We start from the raw sequence: 18,046 nt of genomic DNA on the forward strand, positions 1-18,046 counted from the left end.
TCCGCTCTTTTTTGTCTATTTTCTATTTAAGATGATATGCGACTGATCAGAAGAAGCGGTGGATTTTCTTCCTTTTCCCCAGCCTACAGCTTCTCGGTAACTTCCGAGCAGGTGATGATTAATTAGGTGCTGTTCATCTACTTCTGCAGTTTGTTCAGCTAAAGGCGTCACGTACAAAGCATCTACCGGACAATACAGTTCACACATAAAGCAAGTTTGACAATCGGATTGACGAGCTATGGAAGGAGCGCCTCCCATGCGAGAGCGGTCAAAGACATTTGTTGGACAAACGGATACACAAAGATTGCAGTTAATACACCGGTCTTCACTAAGGATCTCGATCATTATATAACCCCCTTTACGTGATTAGAAGACTTTGTACCTAAGGGTCTCGCCCAAACTTCCTGCACGCCTCCGCTCAGAATCCGGTAGTGCTGCTTGGAATCCATAAACGGAAAATCGTCACGCCGGTGCATTCCTCTCGTTTCTTTTCTTTCTAATGCACTTGTATACATCCATCGCGCGGTGGCAGTCATGGACGCAAGCTCTCGACTTCTCACGATGTTTCTTTCTTTATCATACACTCCGTTCTTCAACTCATTCCACACCGCATTTAACCTCGTCAGAGAATCTTGCAATCTTGCTTCACGAAACCAGTTCCGGTCATATGGAAAGACTTCGCGCTGAACCGATGCTATCATTTCTTTCGTATCAGCTGAATCAGAAGAAGCTACTGACTTTGTGATTCCTGACGCTTCTGATAAGCCTTTGGCATGCCGACTTGCAGTATTTCGCCCTTGCTTAACAGCGAATGCTGCCGCTGCTTTTCCTGACCAGCAGCCTGAAGAGATAGCCCATGCTGCATTATGGCTGCCTCCTCCGGTAAATCCTCCGCAGATTAATTCGCGTGTTGCCGCATCTCCGGCTGCATATAACCCTGGAATGTCGGTTCTACACGTTTCGTCTATAATGTGAATACCGCCTGTTCCTCTAACGGTTCCTTCAAAACGCAGGGTGATTGGAAACATTTGAGTAAAGGGATTCATATGAAGACGATCAAACGATAAAAAGAAATTTGGCTGTGATAAGCGCATTGCTTTTTGAATACGTCCATCCGCTTTATCCAGCCTTGCATAAACAGGCTGGGTCATTAACGTTCTGGCTATGATGGAGCGTCCTTTATGAGAACCGGCTCCTTCAATCACTGTACCGTCTTCATAATAAAATGTAGCCCATTTATAAAATGCTGATTTTGTGATTGGAGAAAAAGCTGGTGAAATCGAATAAGCATTTGAAAACTCCATGCCGGAAAGCGACGCACCTGCTTCTGTAGCTAATAAGTAACCGTCTCCTGTTAAAACATTTGTACCGAGTGCTCCGCTCAGAAATGCACAGCCTCCCGTTGCAATCACAACTGCAGCAGCCTCCACTCTCCATGTTTCTTTCGTTTGATTATTAATTCCGCAAGCACCTGCCACACCGTGTTCATCTGCAAGAAGCTCCAGTGCCGGGCTATGATCTAAAATCTGTACGCCTGCTTTTTGAAGCTGACGCCGCATTAGCCTCATATATTCAGGCCCTTGAAGTGTCGTTCGCTGAGAAATTCCTTTTTCATCTACAGGAAACGGATAGCCAAAATGAGCTAATTCATTTACTTGTTCAAACGTACAATCAAGCACTCGTTTCATCCAGCTTCTTTCAGCTAAATATCCCCCCAGCTCTTCTCTGCTTTTCATTGCTTCCAGCTGTTCATCAGAAGTAGGTTTCACATACCAAACTCCTGTACCCGAAGGCGCAGTTGCTCCGCTCGTTCCGCAATATCCTTTATCAACAAGTACAGCTTTTGCACCTTCTTTAACTGCTTGCAGAGCTGCCCATGCACCGGCAGGGCCTCCTCCAATAATTAATACATCTGTATGAAAATGAAAGTCGGCAGTCATATACGGATCCCCCTCTTAAAATGTTTGCGCTCTCAAAAACCTTATTAAGAAAAACCTTGCTTATTATCCACTCGACTATTTTGCTCATCGCTAAATCTATACCAACTATTCCGTTCCAGAATCCAACTCTTCCATAACACCCATTCAATATAAAAAGGAGACCAGTCCATTTGTTTCACCACAATGGTCTGGCCTCCAGTTGCCTAGTAGGCGCTTTTTCGTACAGTATCATCAATACCAAGTAATTCACTTTGTTTAATTATATATTAAAAGTTTATGCTACGATTGTCAATGATTATGTTATTCTTAGAATTTATTTGAATCGTTCGTATCTCGTATTGACAACTCTATGAATTTTTTGGTAAATTAATCTCACTAAACATATAGGATTTAAAAACCGACCAGACAACTGGAGGCTCTCATTCTTTTTAATAGATGAGAGTCTTTTTTGTTTCTTTGGTTAAGGGTTTTAATACGATAAGGAGGTCAAGTATGGCAAGTGCTCAACCACACGTAATTCAATCCCGTCAAGACATTATCAACTTTGTTAATTCAAATCCAGTTACCTCTAAAAGCTGGAAAATCATTTTAGTAGCTTTAGGGGGCATTTTTGTCGATGCCTACGACTTTACCAGTCTCGGAATTGGAGCTGATCAATTAAAGGAACAATTTAACCTTTCTCCTGCCGGCCTTGGAAGCCTTACAGCTATTATGGCCTTTGGCGCCTTGCTAGGAGCTACTGTAGGAGGATATTACACGGACAAATTCGGCCGCAACAAAATGTTTTTAATCGATTTATTTTTCATGGTATTCTCTGCTCTTGGCGCTGCTTTAGCGACTGATTTAGTTTGGTTATTTATCTTTCGGTTTTTAATGGGCGTAGGCGTAGGACTAGATGTTCCGGTAGCGCTCAGCTTTATTGCTGAGTTTAGTAATTTAAAGAAAAAAGGCCAATACGTGAACTTGTGGTGTCCCTTGTGGTACGTGGCCGCAACTGTTACTGGACTTGTTGTTCTTCCTTTTTACCTGCTCGGGCAGCACGAAGACATTTGGCGTTGGTCGGTAGGATTTGGAGCTGTTGCTGCACTAATCGTGTTAATTTTGCGCTACCGCTACATGGATGAAAGTCCAATGTGGGCGGCTCATCATCTTCCGCTTAAAGAAGCTGTCAAGGTGTTAGAGAAAACCTATGACATACAAGTCACGGTGGCTAAAAATGCAAAAGAAGAACCAGTATCTCGTTCAAAAAAACTGTCTTACAAAGCTATTTTCCAAGGAAAGTATCGGGCTCGGACATTTCTAGCTTCCATCATTACGGCTACTCAAAGTATGCAGTATTTTGCAGTTGGCTTCTATATCCCAACCATCTCCACGCTTATTTTTGGTAAAGGAATGATTTATGCAATTATCGGTACTCTTTTCTTTAATTTATTTGGGATTATTGGCGGCTTTACACAATCACGGCTAACTGAACAAGTTGGCATAAGAAAACTTGCGATTACAGGCTATATCATTTGTTCTTTAAGCTTGGTCCTGATGGGACTAACAGGTGATACTCATTTTATTGCGCTGCCCATTTTATTTATTGCTTTATTTATTTTTGGTCAATCTTTTGGCCCGGGAGCGCAAGGGATGACAATGGCCACTCTTTCTTACCCTACTGAACTGCGAGGGCTAGGCTCTGGATGGGGGCAAGGAACAACGCGTATCGGCAGCATTTTAGGTTTTTACTTATTCCCGGTTGTCCTTTCGATTGGCGGAATTTATACAACATTTCTCGTCCTTACAATCGTTCCCGTTATTGGTCTGATCGCGACGTTTCTTATTAAGTGGGAGCCTATTGGCACAGATGTCGAAAAAGAAGAAGAACAAGGATTTGAAATCAATAAAAGCTTTAGTGAAAAAAGTGAGGTCTATCACTAACTATCATTCTAGTAAAACAGGCGAAACGCAAAACACCTTCAAGTATAGTGTACTTGAAGGTGTTTTTTTCTTTAAAGATCGATAAAAAAATCCTCGTAAAAAGCTATGCAAAGCGCCCCATCACTACTGTATTATAGAACTTGCCGTCTGACAGCACCTTGTCATTCTTTAATACCCCTTCTACTTCGAATCCGAACTTTTCATACAAATCAATGGCTTTTTTATTCGTTTCTAACACATTCAGCGTCATTTTCTTCATGGTCGCGCTCTCTGCCCACAGTATGGATTGCTGCAAAAAACCTTTGCCAATTCCGTATCCCCAATATTCTTTTGCGATGCATACACCAAACTCTACTTTATGAGCCAATCGCTTCAACTCATTACCTTCACATCTTGAAAATCCGACAATTTCATTATGTACAACCGCTACTAAAAATAAGTTTCGTTTACTTTCTGTGTCACGTTGAATAAGTTTTTCAAAGTCGGATTCGTCCATATACCCTTCTCCTGATTCACGATCTAAGTTTTCCGTTTCTCCATCTAGCTGAACTCTTAGGTGAGACAGTTCGTTTGCATCGTTAATGTGAGCTGAACGAATGATGTACCGAAGTCCTTTTACATGGTAAATCTGCTGGTTGATGACCATCTTATACCTCCACACGTATTTCTTTCATTCAATCTATCAATTAGTTTTAATTTCCTTTATTATAAATATTATACATAAAGAAATGAAAGAGAGTTGAAGGAATTGCTTTGGTTATTGCTTTTGATTCTATACGGCATTTACAAGTTGTATAAATCAAGGAGACCGCTAACGAAGTTTGATCATTTTTACGAGAGAGCGTTTGAGCTGGAAGAGAAAAAGCGCTATGGAGATGCTCTTGATATACGTAACCAAGGAATTGAACTCCATACCCTTACCGATTTAGAACGAGCTGATTTACATTTAGCGAACGGGCGTATGCTTTTAAAACTAAAGCAATATGAAGAATCAACGAAACACTACGATGCCTCATTTAAACTAGCAAAATATGAAGAATTCCCTTACTCAGAAGGATTTGACGAAGTCATTGAAGCCTACTTGTATGCAGGGCGTAAAGAAGATGCCTTGATAATCACTAACGACATGTTAAAACGGCAAAGCTATGATCGAAAATTTAAGAAGCTCGAGCCTTTAAAAGAAAAGCTTCTTTCATACGAAGACTCATGGTAAAATTAAACAAATGAAAGCGTATTATTCAGAGCGATTGAGGTGAGCATAGTGGTCATAACGGTTATTGTAGGAGTGCTAGGTCTAATTGGTTTAATTGCAGCAGGATTTGCGACGAATTATAAGGATACAAAGTAAGATGTCGTAAAGAAGAGTCGGTGGGACAAACGTAGTTTAGTTGAAAAAAGATCCGAACCATAAACAGTTGGGATCTTTTCATTGTGCTAGCGAACGTAGATTTAATCTATGTAGTAGCTTCTAGCTGTTGGTTGGAGGACAAGACGAAGACTCCTGCGGGAAAAGCGGAAGAAGTGAGACCCCGCAGGAGCGTATGCGACGAGGAGGCTCACCGGCCGCCCGCGGAAAGCGAAGTCTTGCACGGAAACCAACAGCCGTGTCACAAGCAATCCATACGAGCTCCTTTGTGCCTTTTTTCGTCTTTAAATTGGGTCATTGTATGTCTGAATCTCTTTTTTTAACGAGCCAACAGCTTTTCAGTAACGCGCAAAAACATCTTTACTCCGACTTCAAGCGAGGCTTCATCTACCGTAAACTTCGGATGATGATGAGGGTATACGATGTTATGTTCTTCATTTCGTGCTCCAATGTTAAAAAACGCCCCTTCCGTTTCCTGCAGGTAAGCTGAAAAATCTTCTCCTCCCATTTTAGGAGACAGCGTTTTAACCCGTTCTTTTCCATATTCTTCGATAGCTGTTTCTTCAATTAAACGCGTAATTTCTTCAGAGTTAATGACAGGGTGATAGCCTTTTTCATACGTAAACGTGTACTCTGCGCCGTAGGCTTCTGTTAGTCCTTTTACAATCCGGTCAATTTGTGCCGGAACTTTTTCTCGCAGAGCCGCGTCAAAACTTCGAACAGTACCGTTCAGCTCCACTTTATCAGGAAGTACATTGTGCGTAGTTCCTCCGTGAAATTGTGTAACTGATACAACTAATTTATCAATTGGATTCGTCGTTCTTGAAACAATGGTTTGAAGGTTGGTCACAATTTGCGCTCCTACCACAATGGCATCAACTGCTTCATGAGGCGCTGCGGCGTGTCCTCCTTTTCCTTTAATCGATATGTTAAACGTGTCAGGCGAAGCCATCATAGGACCTGCAAGCACGCCGATTTCTCCGACCGGAAGACCAGAATTCAAGTGCGTACCAATTACATAATCCACACCTTCCATCACGCCTTCTTTCACAAGCTCCTGCGCTCCCCCGGGCAGCAGCTCTTCTGCGTGTTGAAAAATCAAGCGAATTTCTCCTTTAAATTCATTTCCTAACTGAGAAAGCACAGAAGCTACTCCTAGCAAAATAGCCGTGTGACCGTCATGTCCGCATGCATGCATCACGCCTTTATGAACCGAAGCAAATGAAAACGTATTTTCTTCTTCAATCGGCAGCGCGTCCATATCCGCTCGAATCGCAACTACTTTTCCCTCTTCTTTCCCTATTAATCTAGCTACCACGCTTGTTGGTGTAGGACGCGTAATGACAAAGCTTTCAAACGAACGAAGCGTATCTTCCACAAACTGAGCCGTTCGGTGCTCTTGAAACGATAATTCAGGATAGCGATGAAAATGTCTTCTCCACTCAATTACCTGCTTCTTTAAGCTTTCTGTGACGCTGTATTCACCGATTGATTTAACTGTCATATACAAACTCCCCCTTTGTTTGACTATATCGATTGGCTGGAACGGAAAGATTTAAATTCCCGCGCAGCGTATTGCTTTCGTATGAAGTGTCGTAAAGCCCACGCTCTTGCAAGATAGGCACCACTTTTTCCACAAACTGATGAAACGTCTCGCTCATAAACGGGCGAAGCACAAATCCATCCGCTGCTTCCTGCTCATACCATTTTTGCATTTCATCCGCTACGTGCTCTGGCGTTCCTGAAAACGGCGAACGAGGCAAAATTGTTTCAAGCGCCACTTGTCTTAACGTTAATTTCCTAGCAGCCGCCGCTTGTTTAATTTTATTTGTAGTACTTTGAAAGGCATTGGCTCCGATATCCCCTAACTCTGGAAACGGTGCGTCTACGTCAAATTGATGAAAGTCATAATCATCAAAAAAACGAGCTAAATATGTAATGGCATGATCAATTGGAATTAAAGCAGCAAGCTCTCCATATCTTCTTTCTACATCTTCCTCGCTATCTCCTATAATTAAATCAATACTTGGAAAAATGAGAAGCTCTTCAGGATTTCTCCCGTGATTTTTCGCTCTATTTTTCATATCTTGATAGAATGCCTGCGCCTCTTCTAGTGTATGTGCATTTGTGTAAATCGCATCCGCATTTTCCGCTCCGAAACCTCTTCCCCTTTCTGATGAGCCAGCTTGAAATACAACCGGATGTCCTTGCTTTGAACGAGCAATATTTAAAGGCCCTTGAACTAGAAAATGCTTGCCTTTAAACCCAAGCGTATGCATTTTTTTCGGATCAAAAAACTGACCGGTTTCTTTTTGATAGATAAAAGCATCGTCTTCCCACGAATCCCACAGCCCTTTTACTACGTCGAGATGCTCTTTTGCCATTTCGTATCGCTCGCTGTGAACATGAAGATATCCTCTGCTGTGATTGCGCGCTGCCCCTTCTTGCGGAGAAGTAACTAAGTTCCATCCTGCTCGGCCACCGCTGATATGATCAAGAGACATCAGCTGACGAGCGATTGTAAAAGGCTCACTGAAACTTGTTGAAACCGTTCCAACTAGTCCGATGTGACTCGTAGAAGCAGCAAGAGCTGACAGCAGCGTAATGGGCTCAAAACGATTTAAAAAGTGAGGAATAGACTTTTCAGATATGGCTAATCCATCCGCAATAAAGACAAAGCTGAAAAGTCCTTTTTCTAATATACGCGCTTGTTTCTTATAAAACTCAATATTAATGCTCGCATCAGGCTCTACGTCCGGATGTCTCCATCCATCCGTCGTATTTCCAAGTCCTTTAATATTTGCTCCTAGCATTAGCTTTCTCTTTTTACTCAACGTATACTTCCTCCTTTTCACGACAAATAAAAAGAGATGCTTTGATTGTTCAAAGCATCTCCAGTCGTCTGGTCGATTGGTTTTAAATAGCTGTTTAGTTGACTTATCTGCATGTTATACCTACTATCCGGGTAAGTCAAATCATCTTTTCAAATATGTAGTTTTATTCCTTTAAAACTACAACCACATTTCCTACCTTATGTCCGGTCTCTACATACTTATGAGCTTCTGGAATTTGTTCTAAAGAGTAGCATCTATCAATGACTGATTTGATCCGGCCTTCTTCCATGAGCTTTTTAAGAAACAATAAATCTTCCGTCTGCACTTTCGCAATTCCTTGTCCTTCTACTGAAACAAAGCGTCCATTTAGTGTTAACGCTTCCTTACACTGGTTTTTTGTAAGTTTTCCAACGGCATCAAAAATAAGATCATATCTTTCTTCTTTTTTAGTAAAATCTTCGTTTTGGTAGTCGATGACGTAATCTGCTCCTAAAGATTTTACTAATTCGCTATTTTTGGCGCTACACACGCCTGTCACTTCGGCCCCGTAATAGCTAGCAAGCTGTACAGCGGCAGTTCCTACCGCACCTGAAGCACCATAGATAAGCACTTTTTGTCCGACTTGAATGTTTCCTTTTCTAAAAAAATGCAGAGCCGTTGTGCCACCAAAAGAAATAGAAGCCGCTTCTTCATAGGTTATATTCTCTGGCTTTATAGCTATTGTCCCTTTTTCTGGTAAGCAGATATATTCCGCATATCCTCCGAACTTCATACCTGTCATCGCAAAAAGCTGATCTCCTTTTTTGAACTTCGTTACGTTTTTCCCTACTTCCTCTACTTCTCCAGCCAATTCTACTCCTAGTATCGGTTTTCTAGGCTTCCGTAATCCCAAAACTATTCGCATAGGAAGCCACAATAATAGTGGACTATTAAAGTTCCTCACTCTGCAGTCACCCGATGTCACTGTAGTTGCATAAATCTTTACGAGTATTTCATTCTCTTTTGGAGTAGGCTTTTCTACTTCTTTAAGCTGAAAAACGTCTGGTTTTCCATACTTTGTACATACCATTGCTTTCATAACAGCTCTCCTTTTTTTCTTAGAGTTCAGCGTATGTTTATAAACTATGCTCAGCCAGTGCTATTCTTTACATTTTAAAAAGAACCCCTATGAATCTACTAACATATATGGTAAATAAAAGGATATTGCTATAAAATAAGTATAAAAACAGAAAGCGTGGTACGTGTTATTGTTTAAACTTCTTTTAATTGAGGATGATGTAACGCTGTTTAACGAACTGAAAGAGCGGTTGGAGCAATGGTCATATGATGTTTATGGCATCCGTGATTTCAGTAACGCTATGCAGGAGTTTAGCGAGGTAAAACCTGATTTAGTGATTATGGATATTCAGCTGCCGAAGTATGACGGATTCCACTGGTGCAGAATGATTCGCTCTCACTCGAAAATCCCTATTATATTCCTATCTTCACGAGATCATCCTTCTGATATGGTCATGTCTATGCAGTTTGGAGCCGACGACTTTGTGCAAAAGCCGTTTCATTTTGATGTGCTTGTAGCAAAAATACAGGCCCTTCTCCGCCGCGTGTATAATTACAGCGTTGAACAAGTAAGCCTTCTTTCGTGGCAAGGCGCAACGATTGATTACGAAAAAAATAAAGTATCAGCGGAATCTAAAGCTATTGAGTTAACCAAAAATGAAATCTTTATTTTAAAATGCTTAATATATAAAAAGAATACGATTGTAAGCCGAGATGAGCTGATTAATAGTTTGTGGGAAGATAAACGGTTTATCAGTGATAATACCCTAACGGTAAACGTCAATCGCCTGCGAAAAAAGTTAGGTGAAATTGGACTGGGAAGCTTTATTGAAACAAAAGTCGGTCAAGGCTACGTAGCGATTGAAGAGGAACGCTATGATTAAACTCTTTATTCGCGAGCGTCTAAGCTGGATTCTTTTCTTTTTTATGATGCATCTTTTAATGCTTTTTATCGCTTATATTGATGAATCCATTCCTCTGTCTTCGATTCTTTATATCGTGTTTTTATCATCGATTATCTTTCTTATTTTTTGCGTCTTCCGCTATCAGAAAGAAACGAAATTTTACCAAGGGTTAAAAGATGAAGAGGATTTCTTTGATTCTTCTACTCTTTCTCATCCGCTGCGCCCCTTTGAAAAGATTGTTCAGCAAAATCTGATGCAACAATTAGAACAGGCGAAAAAAGATGCGGTGCAAACTCAGCTGCACGTGACGCAGGAAAAAGATGAAATGTTAGCTTGGATTCACGAAATTAAAACGCCGTTAACTGCAATGCATTTAATAATTGAACGCTTAGAAAATCGAGAAGTTAAAGCAAACTTGACGTTCGAGTGGCTCCGTATTCACTTTTTACTTGATCAACAGCTGCATCAAAAGCGCATTTTCTTTATCGAAAATGATATGTATATTGAACACCTGGATTTAGAGTCCCTTATTTTCACTGAAATCAAAACGCTGCAAGCTTGGTGTATGCAAAAAAAGATTGGGTTTGATGTGGACATACAGGCAGAACGTGTACTGTGTGACGCAAAGTGGCTTTCGTTTATTATGAGACAGCTCTTAACAAACGCAGTCAAGTACAGTGAAGCATCTGACGTAATGATTAGAAGCTACAAGCACAACGGTCAAGTGTACGTCGAGGTAAAAGACAGCGGACGCGGCATTTCTCCTCAAGATATGCCGCGCATTTTTGAGAAAGGTTTTACATCAACCACTCAGCATGAAGACAGCCGTGCCACAGGCATGGGCTTGTATCTCGCTCAAAAAGCTGCGCACGCTCTTTCTATTCACATTGGCGTGAAGTCCGTTCTTAACGAAGGCACGACGTTTACACTTGCCTTTCCTAAATCAAATGATTTTGTTGATATGAAAAGCATGTGACAAAAATGTCACATGCTTTCGTCATTTGTTCGGTGAATCAAAGGAAAAGCTAAAGCCCTTTTTCTATAATAAACGTATCAGATCAAAGGAGTGAGTACATATGAACATATTAGAAGCTACTAATATTCACAAAAGCTACGGAAATAAATTTAATAAACAAGAAGTATTAAAAGGGGTAGATATTACCATTATGAAAGGAGAATTTGTAGGAATTATGGGCGCTTCAGGCTCAGGTAAAACGACGCTTCTTAACGTGCTTTCCTCGATTGATAAAATCAACGGCGGAACCATCAAAATTGAAGGAAATGAAATTAGCAGAATGAAAGAAAAGCAGTTAGCAAACTTCCGAAAAACACATTTAGGCTTTATTTTTCAAGACTATAACTTACTGGATACGCTGACAGTCAAAGAAAATATCCTCTTGCCGCTTTCTGTTGTCAAAACTCCTTCAGCAGTAGCTCACAAAAAATTTGACGTTCTAGCCAAACAGCTTGGCATCTACGAGCTGAAAGACAAATATCCAAATGAAATTTCGGGCGGACAAAAGCAGCGTACCTCTGCTGCAAGAGCCTTTATTCATGAGCCAAGCATGATTTTTGCTGACGAACCAACCGGTGCACTTGACTCAAAAGCAGCTAGCGATTTATTAAACAAACTGACCGAGCTTAATGACAAAAGAAGCGCAACGATTGTGATGGTAACGCATGACCCAGTGGCAGCCAGCTACTGCAGTAAAGTCATTTTTATAAAAGACGGACAAATTTATACGCAGCTGTATAAAGGCGACCAAACGCGAAAAGACTTCTTTGAAGATATTATGAAAACGCAAGGCGTGCTAGGCGGAGTGCAAGATGAATATTAATCAGCTCGTCTTCCGCAACTTCAAAAAGAATGTAAAAAATTATTATTTGTACGTTTTTGCACTAATTTTCAGCGCAGCTTTATATTTTGCTTTTGTCACGCTTCAGTACGATCCTGCTCTTGATGCAACCAAAGGCTCCATTAAAGGAGGCGCGGCGGTTCGGGCCGCTTCTGTTTTACTTGTAGCCATTGTTTCTATCTTTCTACTATATGCAAATACGATTTTTATTAAGCGACGCAGTAAAGAAATTGGCTTATTTCAGCTAATTGGCATGACCAAAACAAAAATTTTCCGTATTTTGACCGTTGAAAATTTTATGCTGTATTTTGCCTCACTGATTGTCGGCATTTTAATTGGGTTTTCGTTTTCAAAAGCGGTCATTATGATTTTGTTTAAAATCACCGATACAAAAGGCATTGCCAAGCTTCACTTTTCAGAAGAAGCCTTGATTCAAACGCTGATTGTGTTCGGCGTCATCTATTTGTTAATCATGACGATGAACTATCTTTTTATTAAAAGACAGACCATTTTAGCCCTATTCCGCGTTACGTCATCTACAGAAAGCAAAACAAAAAAAATCAGTATTCTTGAAATTATTATTGGAATTCTTGGCATGATCTTTATTGCTTCCGGCTACTATATTTCTGCTAAATTGTTTGACGGATCTTTTACAAGCATGAATGCTTTGTCCATCGCAATGGTATCTATTTTAGCTTCGGTTATCATCGGAACCTATTTGTTTTATAAAGGATCAGTTCGCTTTTTATTAAATCTGATGCGTAAAAGCAAAAAAGGCTATTTATCGATTAACAATGTATTATCTCTTTCTTCCATTATGTTTCGCATGAAATCAAATGCACTGTTACTGACGGTTATTACAACCGTATCGGCTCTTGCTATAGGTTTTCTATGTTTGAGCTACATTTCCTATTACTCTGCTGAAAAGTCGGCTGGAGACTATGTACCTAACGATTTTGCTATCAATAATACAAAAGACGCTGCTTTGTTTAAAGAGGCGCTGGATCAAAAGAAAATAGCATATACAGAAAAAAAGATCGACGTCATCCAAGTAAAAGCAAACGTAAAAAGCATCTTAGAACATGAACTAAAAAGTCCAATGGTAGACTCATCTGCTATGACGATTCCGATGATTAGTGAAAAATCAGTTAATGGCTTAAATCTAGCTCAAAACGAAACATTGTTTACCGGCTATAATAATATGCTTCAAAAAACAATGGCATTTAAAGATTCGGGACAAATTGAGTTAAAAGGAAAGAAAAAAGTAATTTCCCAAAAGTATGTAGGATTAAATCGAGAATTTCTTCTACCTATTTATTTTACCGGGGGCGGTTTGCCTACTGCCATTGTAGATGATGCTGTATTTAATGAGCTTAAACAGAATGCAGACCCTTCTATTCAAAAAGAATCGTCTGTCTACACTGGAATGGACATATCAAATGAAGATAACTTACAAAAAGCAAATGAGCTTTTCGGAGAAATGAAATTTAGCAATAACAGCTTAAATGATTCCCGTATGGATATGATAGGGAGCCAAAAGCAGACTATGGGTCTAATCATGTTCATTGTTGCTTTTTTAGGACTCGCATTTTTAATCACATCAGGGTGCATTCTTTACTTCAAGCAAATGGACGAAAGTGAAGATGAAAAGCCAAACTATACCATTCTTAGAAAGCTAGGTTTTACCGAAAAAGACTTACTAAACGGAATAAAAATTAAGCAGCTCTTTAACTTCGGCATCCCGTTAATTGTAGGCTTGCTTCACAGCTATTTTGCCGTACAATCCGGCTGGTTCTGGTTTGGAACAGAGGTTTGGACACCAATGATTATCGTCATGATTGTCTATACGGCGCTGTACTCTATTTTTGGTATTTTATCTGTTCTTTACTATAAAAAAATTATTAAACAAGCTCTCTAAAAATAAAAAGCACAAGCTATAGCTTGTGCTTTTTATCTTTAAATGCCATTAATTGCTGGCGTTTTCTTTATTTTCCACACTGGCTTCATGTAAAAAATTTTCTAATCGCTTTTTGACAAACGGCCATTCGTCATCGATTATACTGAAGATGACCGAATCTCGTACGTATCCATCTGGTAAAAGCATATGTTTTCTGCTAATGCCTTCTTGCGTAGCACCTAACCGTTTAATAGCCGCTCTAGACCGATTGTTTCGCACATCCGTTTTGAATTGAACGCGGTGAAGCTTCAGCTCTTCAAAACAGTATTTTAATAATAAATACTTACACTCCGTGTTGACTCGCGTTCGCCACACGGATGGATGATACCACGTCCACCCTATTTCTACGCTTTTGTTAGGAAGTGATATATCTAAAAATCTTGTGCTTCCTACAATTGAATGTGACTCTATATCAAATACAGCAAAAGGCAGCTCTCTTCCTGCCTGCTTTGCTGTTAAAGCACTTTCAATCAGCTGTTTCATATCACTTAGACGATGAACTTTTACCGGGAGATACTCCCAAATTTCTTTCGGTTTTGCAGCTTCATAGAGTCCTTGCTCATGCATGTTTTCAAGCGGTACTAGTTTTACCGCTGTTCCTACAAGCTCACCTGACTTTAGCATAACCTCACTCCTTTTTGATACGTTTAAAGAAAATGTTAATACAGGTATACGTACTGAAAAAGGGTCAGTTTCTGCTTATTGCAAGGTATCACTTTCAGCGTGTATAGCTAGTGATCAGCTAAGTGCTTTTCGAGAAAGTCACTTACTGTTTGGAAGGCTTCGTCCGCTGATTCTTTATTAAAGGTTTGTGAAAAAGGATTCATAAACCCATGAAATCCATAAAACTTTTTGATTTCCAAAAGCGGCTCTCTTTTTTGCTCTAGTGAGTTTATTAAACAGTCTACATCAAATGTTTGCTCTTCAGCGGGAAAAATAAGAAGAGTTGGACACACAGGACGTCTATTTATATAGTCTCTAATGCGCGATCCGTAACAGCCAATCACAAAGTCACACAAATTGTTTTCACTGCATAGCCACGATATTGTGGCTCCTACACTAAATCCCATGATCCCTACTTCTTCATATTCTTGTTTTAGCTGAATTAACATGTTAGTAATTTGTTTTGAACCCTCGTCAATCCCAATGTTTTGAACAAAGTTCTGATAAGCCATTCCTTCTTCTTCATAACTATAAGGAATGTCTCTAGATAATAAGTTAGGGCAGATAATATCTGCCTCTAACTTAGACAATTCCTGTTTTACAAACTTCATATGATCGTTCACACCGTATATTTCATGAATTAATAAAATGGCTTTATTTGATTTTTTCATTTCTTTTATAAAACAGTCGTTTCTCTCGCCAGTTCACGGTGCAATACGTCTCCCATGCGCTTCATGCCTTCTACGATTTGCTCCGCAGACATATTGGAATAATTCAAGCGCAGCGCGTTGTTTCTTGTGCCATTTGGAAAGAATGGTGTTCCCGGAACACAGGCTACGTTATTTTTTAGACATTCTGAAAAGATATGTGCTGAATCGATTCCTTGGGGCAGCTCTACCCAAATAAACAATCCGCCTTCTGGCTTACTGTAAGACAAATTCTCCGGGAAAAATTCTTCAATACAAGATAACATTTGTGTACATCGCTCTTTGTATACGGCTTTAATTTTTTGAATGTGCTCTTCGATATCATAAAGCTCCATATACTTAGCCGTTACCCGCTGAGCAAAGCTGTCCGTATGCAAGTCTGCTACTTGTTTAAATGCCACGTACTTATCAATGAAAGCTTCATCTGCGCACACCCAGCCGATTCGAAGACCTGGTGCAAAGATTTTAGAGAATGTGCTGATATAAATAACTCTGCCTTCTGTATCAAAATGCTTAACGGGCGGAAGGGTTTCTCCTGCAAATCGTACGCCTCCGTACGGATTGTCTTCTACAATCAGCACGTCGTATGCATTCGCAAGCTCGATCATTCGCTGACGTCTTTCTCGCGTTAAGGTGCGTCCTGTAGGGTTTTGAAAATCTGGAATTGTATAGATAAATTTAGCATGCGGATTTTCTTGAAGTTTTTTCTCCAGCTCTTCCATAATCATTCCGTCTTCGTCCATATCTACTTCTACAAACGTTGCATTGTAAGATTTGAAGACGTTAATGGCTGCTAGGTACGTTGGACTTTCACAGATTACCACGTCTCCGTCATTAAGAAACAGTCTTCCTGTAAGATCGATTGCCTGCTGAGATCCGGACGTAATTAAAATGTTTGAAACAGCGGACTCGATGCCGATATGCTTCATTCGTGTCGAAATGGCTTCTCGTAAAGGAATATACCCTTCAGTTGTACTGTATTGAAGCGAAGCGGCTCCGTCTTCATTTAATACGGCGCGGCACGCATCGTTCATTGCTTCAACGGGAAATAGCTCCGGCGCTGGAAGTCCTCCTGCAAACGAAATCACTTCTGGTCGTTCCGTTACTTTTAAAATTTCGCGCGTTTCAGAGGATTTTACAAGACTAGCTCGTTGGGCAAATTTATCTTTCATTGATGATCATTCCTTTTTTAGATTTTAAACTTTTGCAGTGACTCAAACTTTCAATGGTAAAACTAATTATTCGAATAGTCAGAAAAATTAAGACGGATGCTTCTATTCATGAGATTATGCAGCTTTTACAGCTTGCAAGATGCCTTTTTAACAGACAACTAGCATGTGCGTCCTCTCTGACTCTCCCTTTCTCCTTTCAATATATATTTTCTTATTCACTATTTATAATACAAATCAAAGGTCGTACGATAAATGTGGCCTTATATTTAATGTATGTTAAAAAGGATAACATAAAAATCAAATAAATAAACAATAAATTCTACAAATTCTTAATTTTTTATACAAATATATTTATCTCACTAAACGATTCTTCAAAATCATTCCTTTTATATATGTATCAAAGAAGTTCATGGCGCAATTATAAACCTAAAATTTAACATTTTCTATTGACTATTTATATCATTAAATGATATATATTAATTAACGATATATCGTTTAATGATATAAGGAGGTTGAATATGCCGCGAAACGATTCATTAGAGACGGGGGAACTTACCGACACGTCTTACTACATCTTAGTGTCCCTCATAGAAGCAAAACACGGGTATCTTATCATGAAAACGATTGAAGATATGACCAATCAACAGTTTTCGATTGGACCTGCATCTATGTACACTACAATTAAAAAACTTCTTGCAGCTGAGTTAATCATGCTTTGTGGCGAAAGCAAAGACAAAAAGAAAACGTATGTTGCAACGGAAAAAGGAATTCAGTTTTTAAAAAAAGAAATTCAGCGCCGCAAAGAAATGATTAAGCACGCTGAAGATATTTTAGGAGGTTTATAAATGAAAAAGACAAAATACATACTGAGCGGCGGGACTGCTTTTGCCGAAAAAGAAGATTTACAAAAGCTCAGCGACTATGCAAAAAAAGGCTGGCTTTTAGACCGTTGGGCTCTTTTTGGATATACATTAAAAAAAGGAAAGGCTCAAGAGCTTCAATATTCACTAGATTTTCAAGAACATGCAGATGATGAATATTTTTTGCTTTTTAAAGAAGCCGGATGGCAGCACGTTTGTTCAACAGGTCATGCTATGCATATTTTCAGCGCATCTCCGGGAACAAAACCTATTTATTCCGATGTAGAAACGATCATTGACAGATACGAACGAGAAAAGCGTTCTGTAGGAAAAGCAGCTCTATCTATTCTTGTCGCGATGGTGTTTCTGCTGCTTTTTGACGTTATGAGCTTATACGGCTGGCTTCCGGAAGCAGTAGGTACAATAAGCGAGATTTTATTAGCGATTTCAACAGTAATTTTAGTATTTCCAGGACTTCCTTACCTTGCGTATCAGCGTAAGCTAAAAAAGCTTAATAACACCTAAAGAGATTCCCTTTTCATTGACCTTCCGTATAAAACTCGTTATAATCCTTATTAACTCGATAAGATTTAAAGGTTTTAGTACAGGAGTGATGAAAAGTGAAATGGTTTCATTTACTGTTTAATGAACGATGCCCAAAATGTAAGCAAGTGTTAAATACATCAAAATCTAATGCACTTCACGCGACTATAGTGAAAGTGTGTCCGTCTAACCACTACCAAAAAGAATTTCATCCTGCGCTTGAAACGTATGTGGAAAGTGATGAAGTGCTATAAAAAAAGCTAT

18 protein-coding genes are annotated in these 18,046 nt (G+C 39.6%); 9 read left to right on the plus strand and 9 right to left on the minus strand.

The window, feature by feature from the left end:
* Positions 1-15 precede the first annotated feature (15 nt).
* Together MKX72_RS16750 and MKX72_RS16755 are read right to left on the minus strand one after the other, a co-directional pair.
* On the minus strand, positions 16-345 hold the full coding sequence (locus MKX72_RS16750; protein WP_033580302.1) for a 4Fe-4S dicluster domain-containing protein: 330 nt from the start codon (positions 343-345) through the stop codon (positions 16-18).
* Positions 345-1,940, minus strand: coding sequence for an FAD-dependent oxidoreductase (locus tag MKX72_RS16755; protein ID WP_155007896.1), 1,596 nt, complete (start codon positions 1,938-1,940; stop codon positions 345-347). Before MKX72_RS16755 ends, MKX72_RS16750 begins: the two co-directional genes overlap by 1 nt.
* Before the next feature lie 492 nt (positions 1,941-2,432).
* Here MKX72_RS16755 and MKX72_RS16760 point away from each other — a divergent pair, with 492 nt between their 5' ends.
* A complete protein-coding gene (locus tag MKX72_RS16760) occupies positions 2,433-3,863 on the plus strand; it encodes an MFS transporter (protein WP_033580300.1) in 1,431 nt (476 codons plus the stop codon).
* A gap of 103 nt (positions 3,864-3,966) precedes the next feature.
* On the opposite strand, the gene MKX72_RS16765 is transcribed toward MKX72_RS16760, so the two are convergent.
* Entirely contained in the window at positions 3,967-4,509 is a 543-nt protein-coding gene (locus MKX72_RS16765; RefSeq protein ID WP_155007894.1) for a GNAT family N-acetyltransferase, read from the minus strand.
* A gap of 102 nt (positions 4,510-4,611) precedes the next feature.
* On the opposite strand from MKX72_RS16765, the gene MKX72_RS16770 reads away from it, so the two are divergent.
* Positions 4,612-5,076 carry a hypothetical protein gene (locus MKX72_RS16770; RefSeq protein ID WP_033580357.1) on the plus strand — a complete coding sequence of 155 codons (465 nt, stop codon included), beginning with the start codon at positions 4,612-4,614 and terminating at the stop codon, positions 5,074-5,076.
* 472 nt (positions 5,077-5,548) lie between these two features.
* Here the strand turns inward: MKX72_RS16770 and MKX72_RS16775 are convergent, their stop codons facing one another.
* From MKX72_RS16775 to MKX72_RS16785, 3 genes are all read right to left on the minus strand, one after another.
* Entirely contained in the window at positions 5,549-6,733 is a 1,185-nt protein-coding gene (locus MKX72_RS16775; protein ID WP_049165604.1) for a M20 family metallopeptidase, read from the minus strand.
* On the minus strand, positions 6,723-8,063 hold the full coding sequence (locus MKX72_RS16780; protein ID WP_340760526.1) for an LLM class flavin-dependent oxidoreductase: 1,341 nt from the start codon (positions 8,061-8,063) through the stop codon (positions 6,723-6,725). Before MKX72_RS16780 ends, MKX72_RS16775 begins: the two co-directional genes overlap by 11 nt.
* A 163-nt stretch (positions 8,064-8,226) precedes the next feature.
* On the minus strand, positions 8,227-9,141 hold the full coding sequence (locus MKX72_RS16785) for an NAD(P)-dependent alcohol dehydrogenase (protein ID WP_155007890.1): 915 nt from the start codon (positions 9,139-9,141) through the stop codon (positions 8,227-8,229).
* 169 nt (positions 9,142-9,310) lie between these two features.
* Between MKX72_RS16785 and MKX72_RS16790 the strand changes: the two genes are divergently transcribed.
* From MKX72_RS16790 to MKX72_RS16805, 4 genes are all read left to right on the plus strand, one after another.
* Complete coding sequence (locus MKX72_RS16790; RefSeq protein ID WP_155008242.1) at positions 9,311-10,003, plus strand: response regulator transcription factor; 693 nt, start codon at positions 9,311-9,313, stop codon at positions 10,001-10,003.
* The gene (locus tag MKX72_RS16795; RefSeq protein WP_155007888.1) at positions 9,996-11,000 is read left to right on the plus strand and encodes a sensor histidine kinase; all 1,005 of its coding nucleotides are present in this window, start codon (positions 9,996-9,998) and stop codon (positions 10,998-11,000) included. The genes MKX72_RS16790 and MKX72_RS16795 overlap by 8 nt, the downstream gene beginning before the upstream one ends.
* Before the next feature lie 100 nt (positions 11,001-11,100).
* Positions 11,101-11,862, plus strand: a complete 762-nt coding sequence (locus tag MKX72_RS16800) for an ABC transporter ATP-binding protein (protein WP_154990197.1) — start codon at positions 11,101-11,103, stop codon at positions 11,860-11,862.
* Positions 11,852-13,798, plus strand: coding sequence for an FtsX-like permease family protein (locus tag MKX72_RS16805; RefSeq protein ID WP_155007886.1), 1,947 nt, complete (start codon positions 11,852-11,854; stop codon positions 13,796-13,798). The genes MKX72_RS16800 and MKX72_RS16805 overlap by 11 nt, the downstream gene beginning before the upstream one ends.
* Positions 13,799-13,846: 48 nt before the next feature.
* On the opposite strand, the gene MKX72_RS16810 is transcribed toward MKX72_RS16805, so the two are convergent.
* The 3 genes from MKX72_RS16810 to MKX72_RS16820 all read right to left on the minus strand — a co-directional run bounded on the left by MKX72_RS16810 (position 13,847) and on the right by MKX72_RS16820 (position 16,379).
* The gene (locus tag MKX72_RS16810) at positions 13,847-14,461 is read right to left on the minus strand and encodes a GNAT family N-acetyltransferase (RefSeq protein ID WP_155007885.1); all 615 of its coding nucleotides are present in this window, start codon (positions 14,459-14,461) and stop codon (positions 13,847-13,849) included.
* 107 nt (positions 14,462-14,568) lie between these two features.
* Positions 14,569-15,171: a dienelactone hydrolase family protein gene (locus tag MKX72_RS16815; RefSeq protein WP_155007883.1), complete on the minus strand. Its 603-nt coding sequence runs from the start codon at positions 15,169-15,171 to the stop codon at positions 14,569-14,571.
* 5 nt (positions 15,172-15,176) lie between these two features.
* A complete protein-coding gene (locus MKX72_RS16820; protein ID WP_049165619.1) occupies positions 15,177-16,379 on the minus strand; it encodes an aminotransferase-like domain-containing protein in 1,203 nt (400 codons plus the stop codon).
* Between the two features lie 518 nt (positions 16,380-16,897).
* Between MKX72_RS16820 and MKX72_RS16825 the strand changes: the two genes are divergently transcribed.
* From MKX72_RS16825 to MKX72_RS16835, 3 genes are all read left to right on the plus strand, one after another.
* Positions 16,898-17,224 carry a PadR family transcriptional regulator gene (locus MKX72_RS16825; protein ID WP_063247412.1) on the plus strand — a complete coding sequence of 109 codons (327 nt, stop codon included), beginning with the start codon at positions 16,898-16,900 and terminating at the stop codon, positions 17,222-17,224.
* On the plus strand, positions 17,225-17,764 hold the full coding sequence (locus tag MKX72_RS16830; protein WP_155007881.1) for a DUF2812 domain-containing protein: 540 nt from the start codon (positions 17,225-17,227) through the stop codon (positions 17,762-17,764). It begins immediately after the preceding gene.
* Positions 17,765-17,859: 95 nt separating this feature from the next.
* Positions 17,860-18,036: a hypothetical protein gene (locus tag MKX72_RS16835; protein ID WP_186808514.1), complete on the plus strand. Its 177-nt coding sequence runs from the start codon at positions 17,860-17,862 to the stop codon at positions 18,034-18,036.
* The last annotated feature ends 10 nt before the right edge of the window (positions 18,037-18,046 follow it).

The sequence above is a fragment of the Priestia sp. FSL R5-0597 genome (assembly GCF_038006305.1).
GTDB lineage: Bacteria > Bacillota > Bacilli > Bacillales > Bacillaceae_H > Priestia > Priestia zanthoxyli.

What these genes read in the sequence shown, in the direction of transcription:
- MKX72_RS16750 (WP_033580302.1), bottom strand. Translation starts at nt 345, where the DNA reads ATGATCGAGATCCTTAGTGAAGACCGGTGTATTAACTGCAATCTTTGT.
- MKX72_RS16755 (WP_155007896.1), bottom strand. Translation starts at nt 1,940, where the DNA reads ATGACTGCCGACTTTCATTTTCATACAGATGTATTAATTATTGGAGGA.
- MKX72_RS16760 (WP_033580300.1), top strand. Translation starts at nt 2,433, where the DNA reads ATGGCAAGTGCTCAACCACACGTAATTCAATCCCGTCAAGACATTATC.
- MKX72_RS16765 (WP_155007894.1), bottom strand. Translation starts at nt 4,509, where the DNA reads ATGGTCATCAACCAGCAGATTTACCATGTAAAAGGACTTCGGTACATC.
- MKX72_RS16775 (WP_049165604.1), bottom strand. Translation starts at nt 6,733, where the DNA reads ATGACAGTTAAATCAATCGGTGAATACAGCGTCACAGAAAGCTTAAAG.
- MKX72_RS16785 (WP_155007890.1), bottom strand. Translation starts at nt 9,141, where the DNA reads ATGAAAGCAATGGTATGTACAAAGTATGGAAAACCAGACGTTTTTCAG.
- MKX72_RS16795 (WP_155007888.1), top strand. Translation starts at nt 9,996, where the DNA reads ATGATTAAACTCTTTATTCGCGAGCGTCTAAGCTGGATTCTTTTCTTT.
- MKX72_RS16800 (WP_154990197.1), top strand. Translation starts at nt 11,101, where the DNA reads ATGAACATATTAGAAGCTACTAATATTCACAAAAGCTACGGAAATAAA.
- MKX72_RS16805 (WP_155007886.1), top strand. Translation starts at nt 11,852, where the DNA reads ATGAATATTAATCAGCTCGTCTTCCGCAACTTCAAAAAGAATGTAAAA.
- MKX72_RS16810 (WP_155007885.1), bottom strand. Translation starts at nt 14,461, where the DNA reads ATGCTAAAGTCAGGTGAGCTTGTAGGAACAGCGGTAAAACTAGTACCG.
- MKX72_RS16815 (WP_155007883.1), bottom strand. Translation starts at nt 15,171, where the DNA reads ATGAAAAAATCAAATAAAGCCATTTTATTAATTCATGAAATATACGGT.
- MKX72_RS16820 (WP_049165619.1), bottom strand. Translation starts at nt 16,379, where the DNA reads ATGAAAGATAAATTTGCCCAACGAGCTAGTCTTGTAAAATCCTCTGAA.
- MKX72_RS16825 (WP_063247412.1), top strand. Translation starts at nt 16,898, where the DNA reads ATGCCGCGAAACGATTCATTAGAGACGGGGGAACTTACCGACACGTCT.
- MKX72_RS16830 (WP_155007881.1), top strand. Translation starts at nt 17,225, where the DNA reads ATGAAAAAGACAAAATACATACTGAGCGGCGGGACTGCTTTTGCCGAA.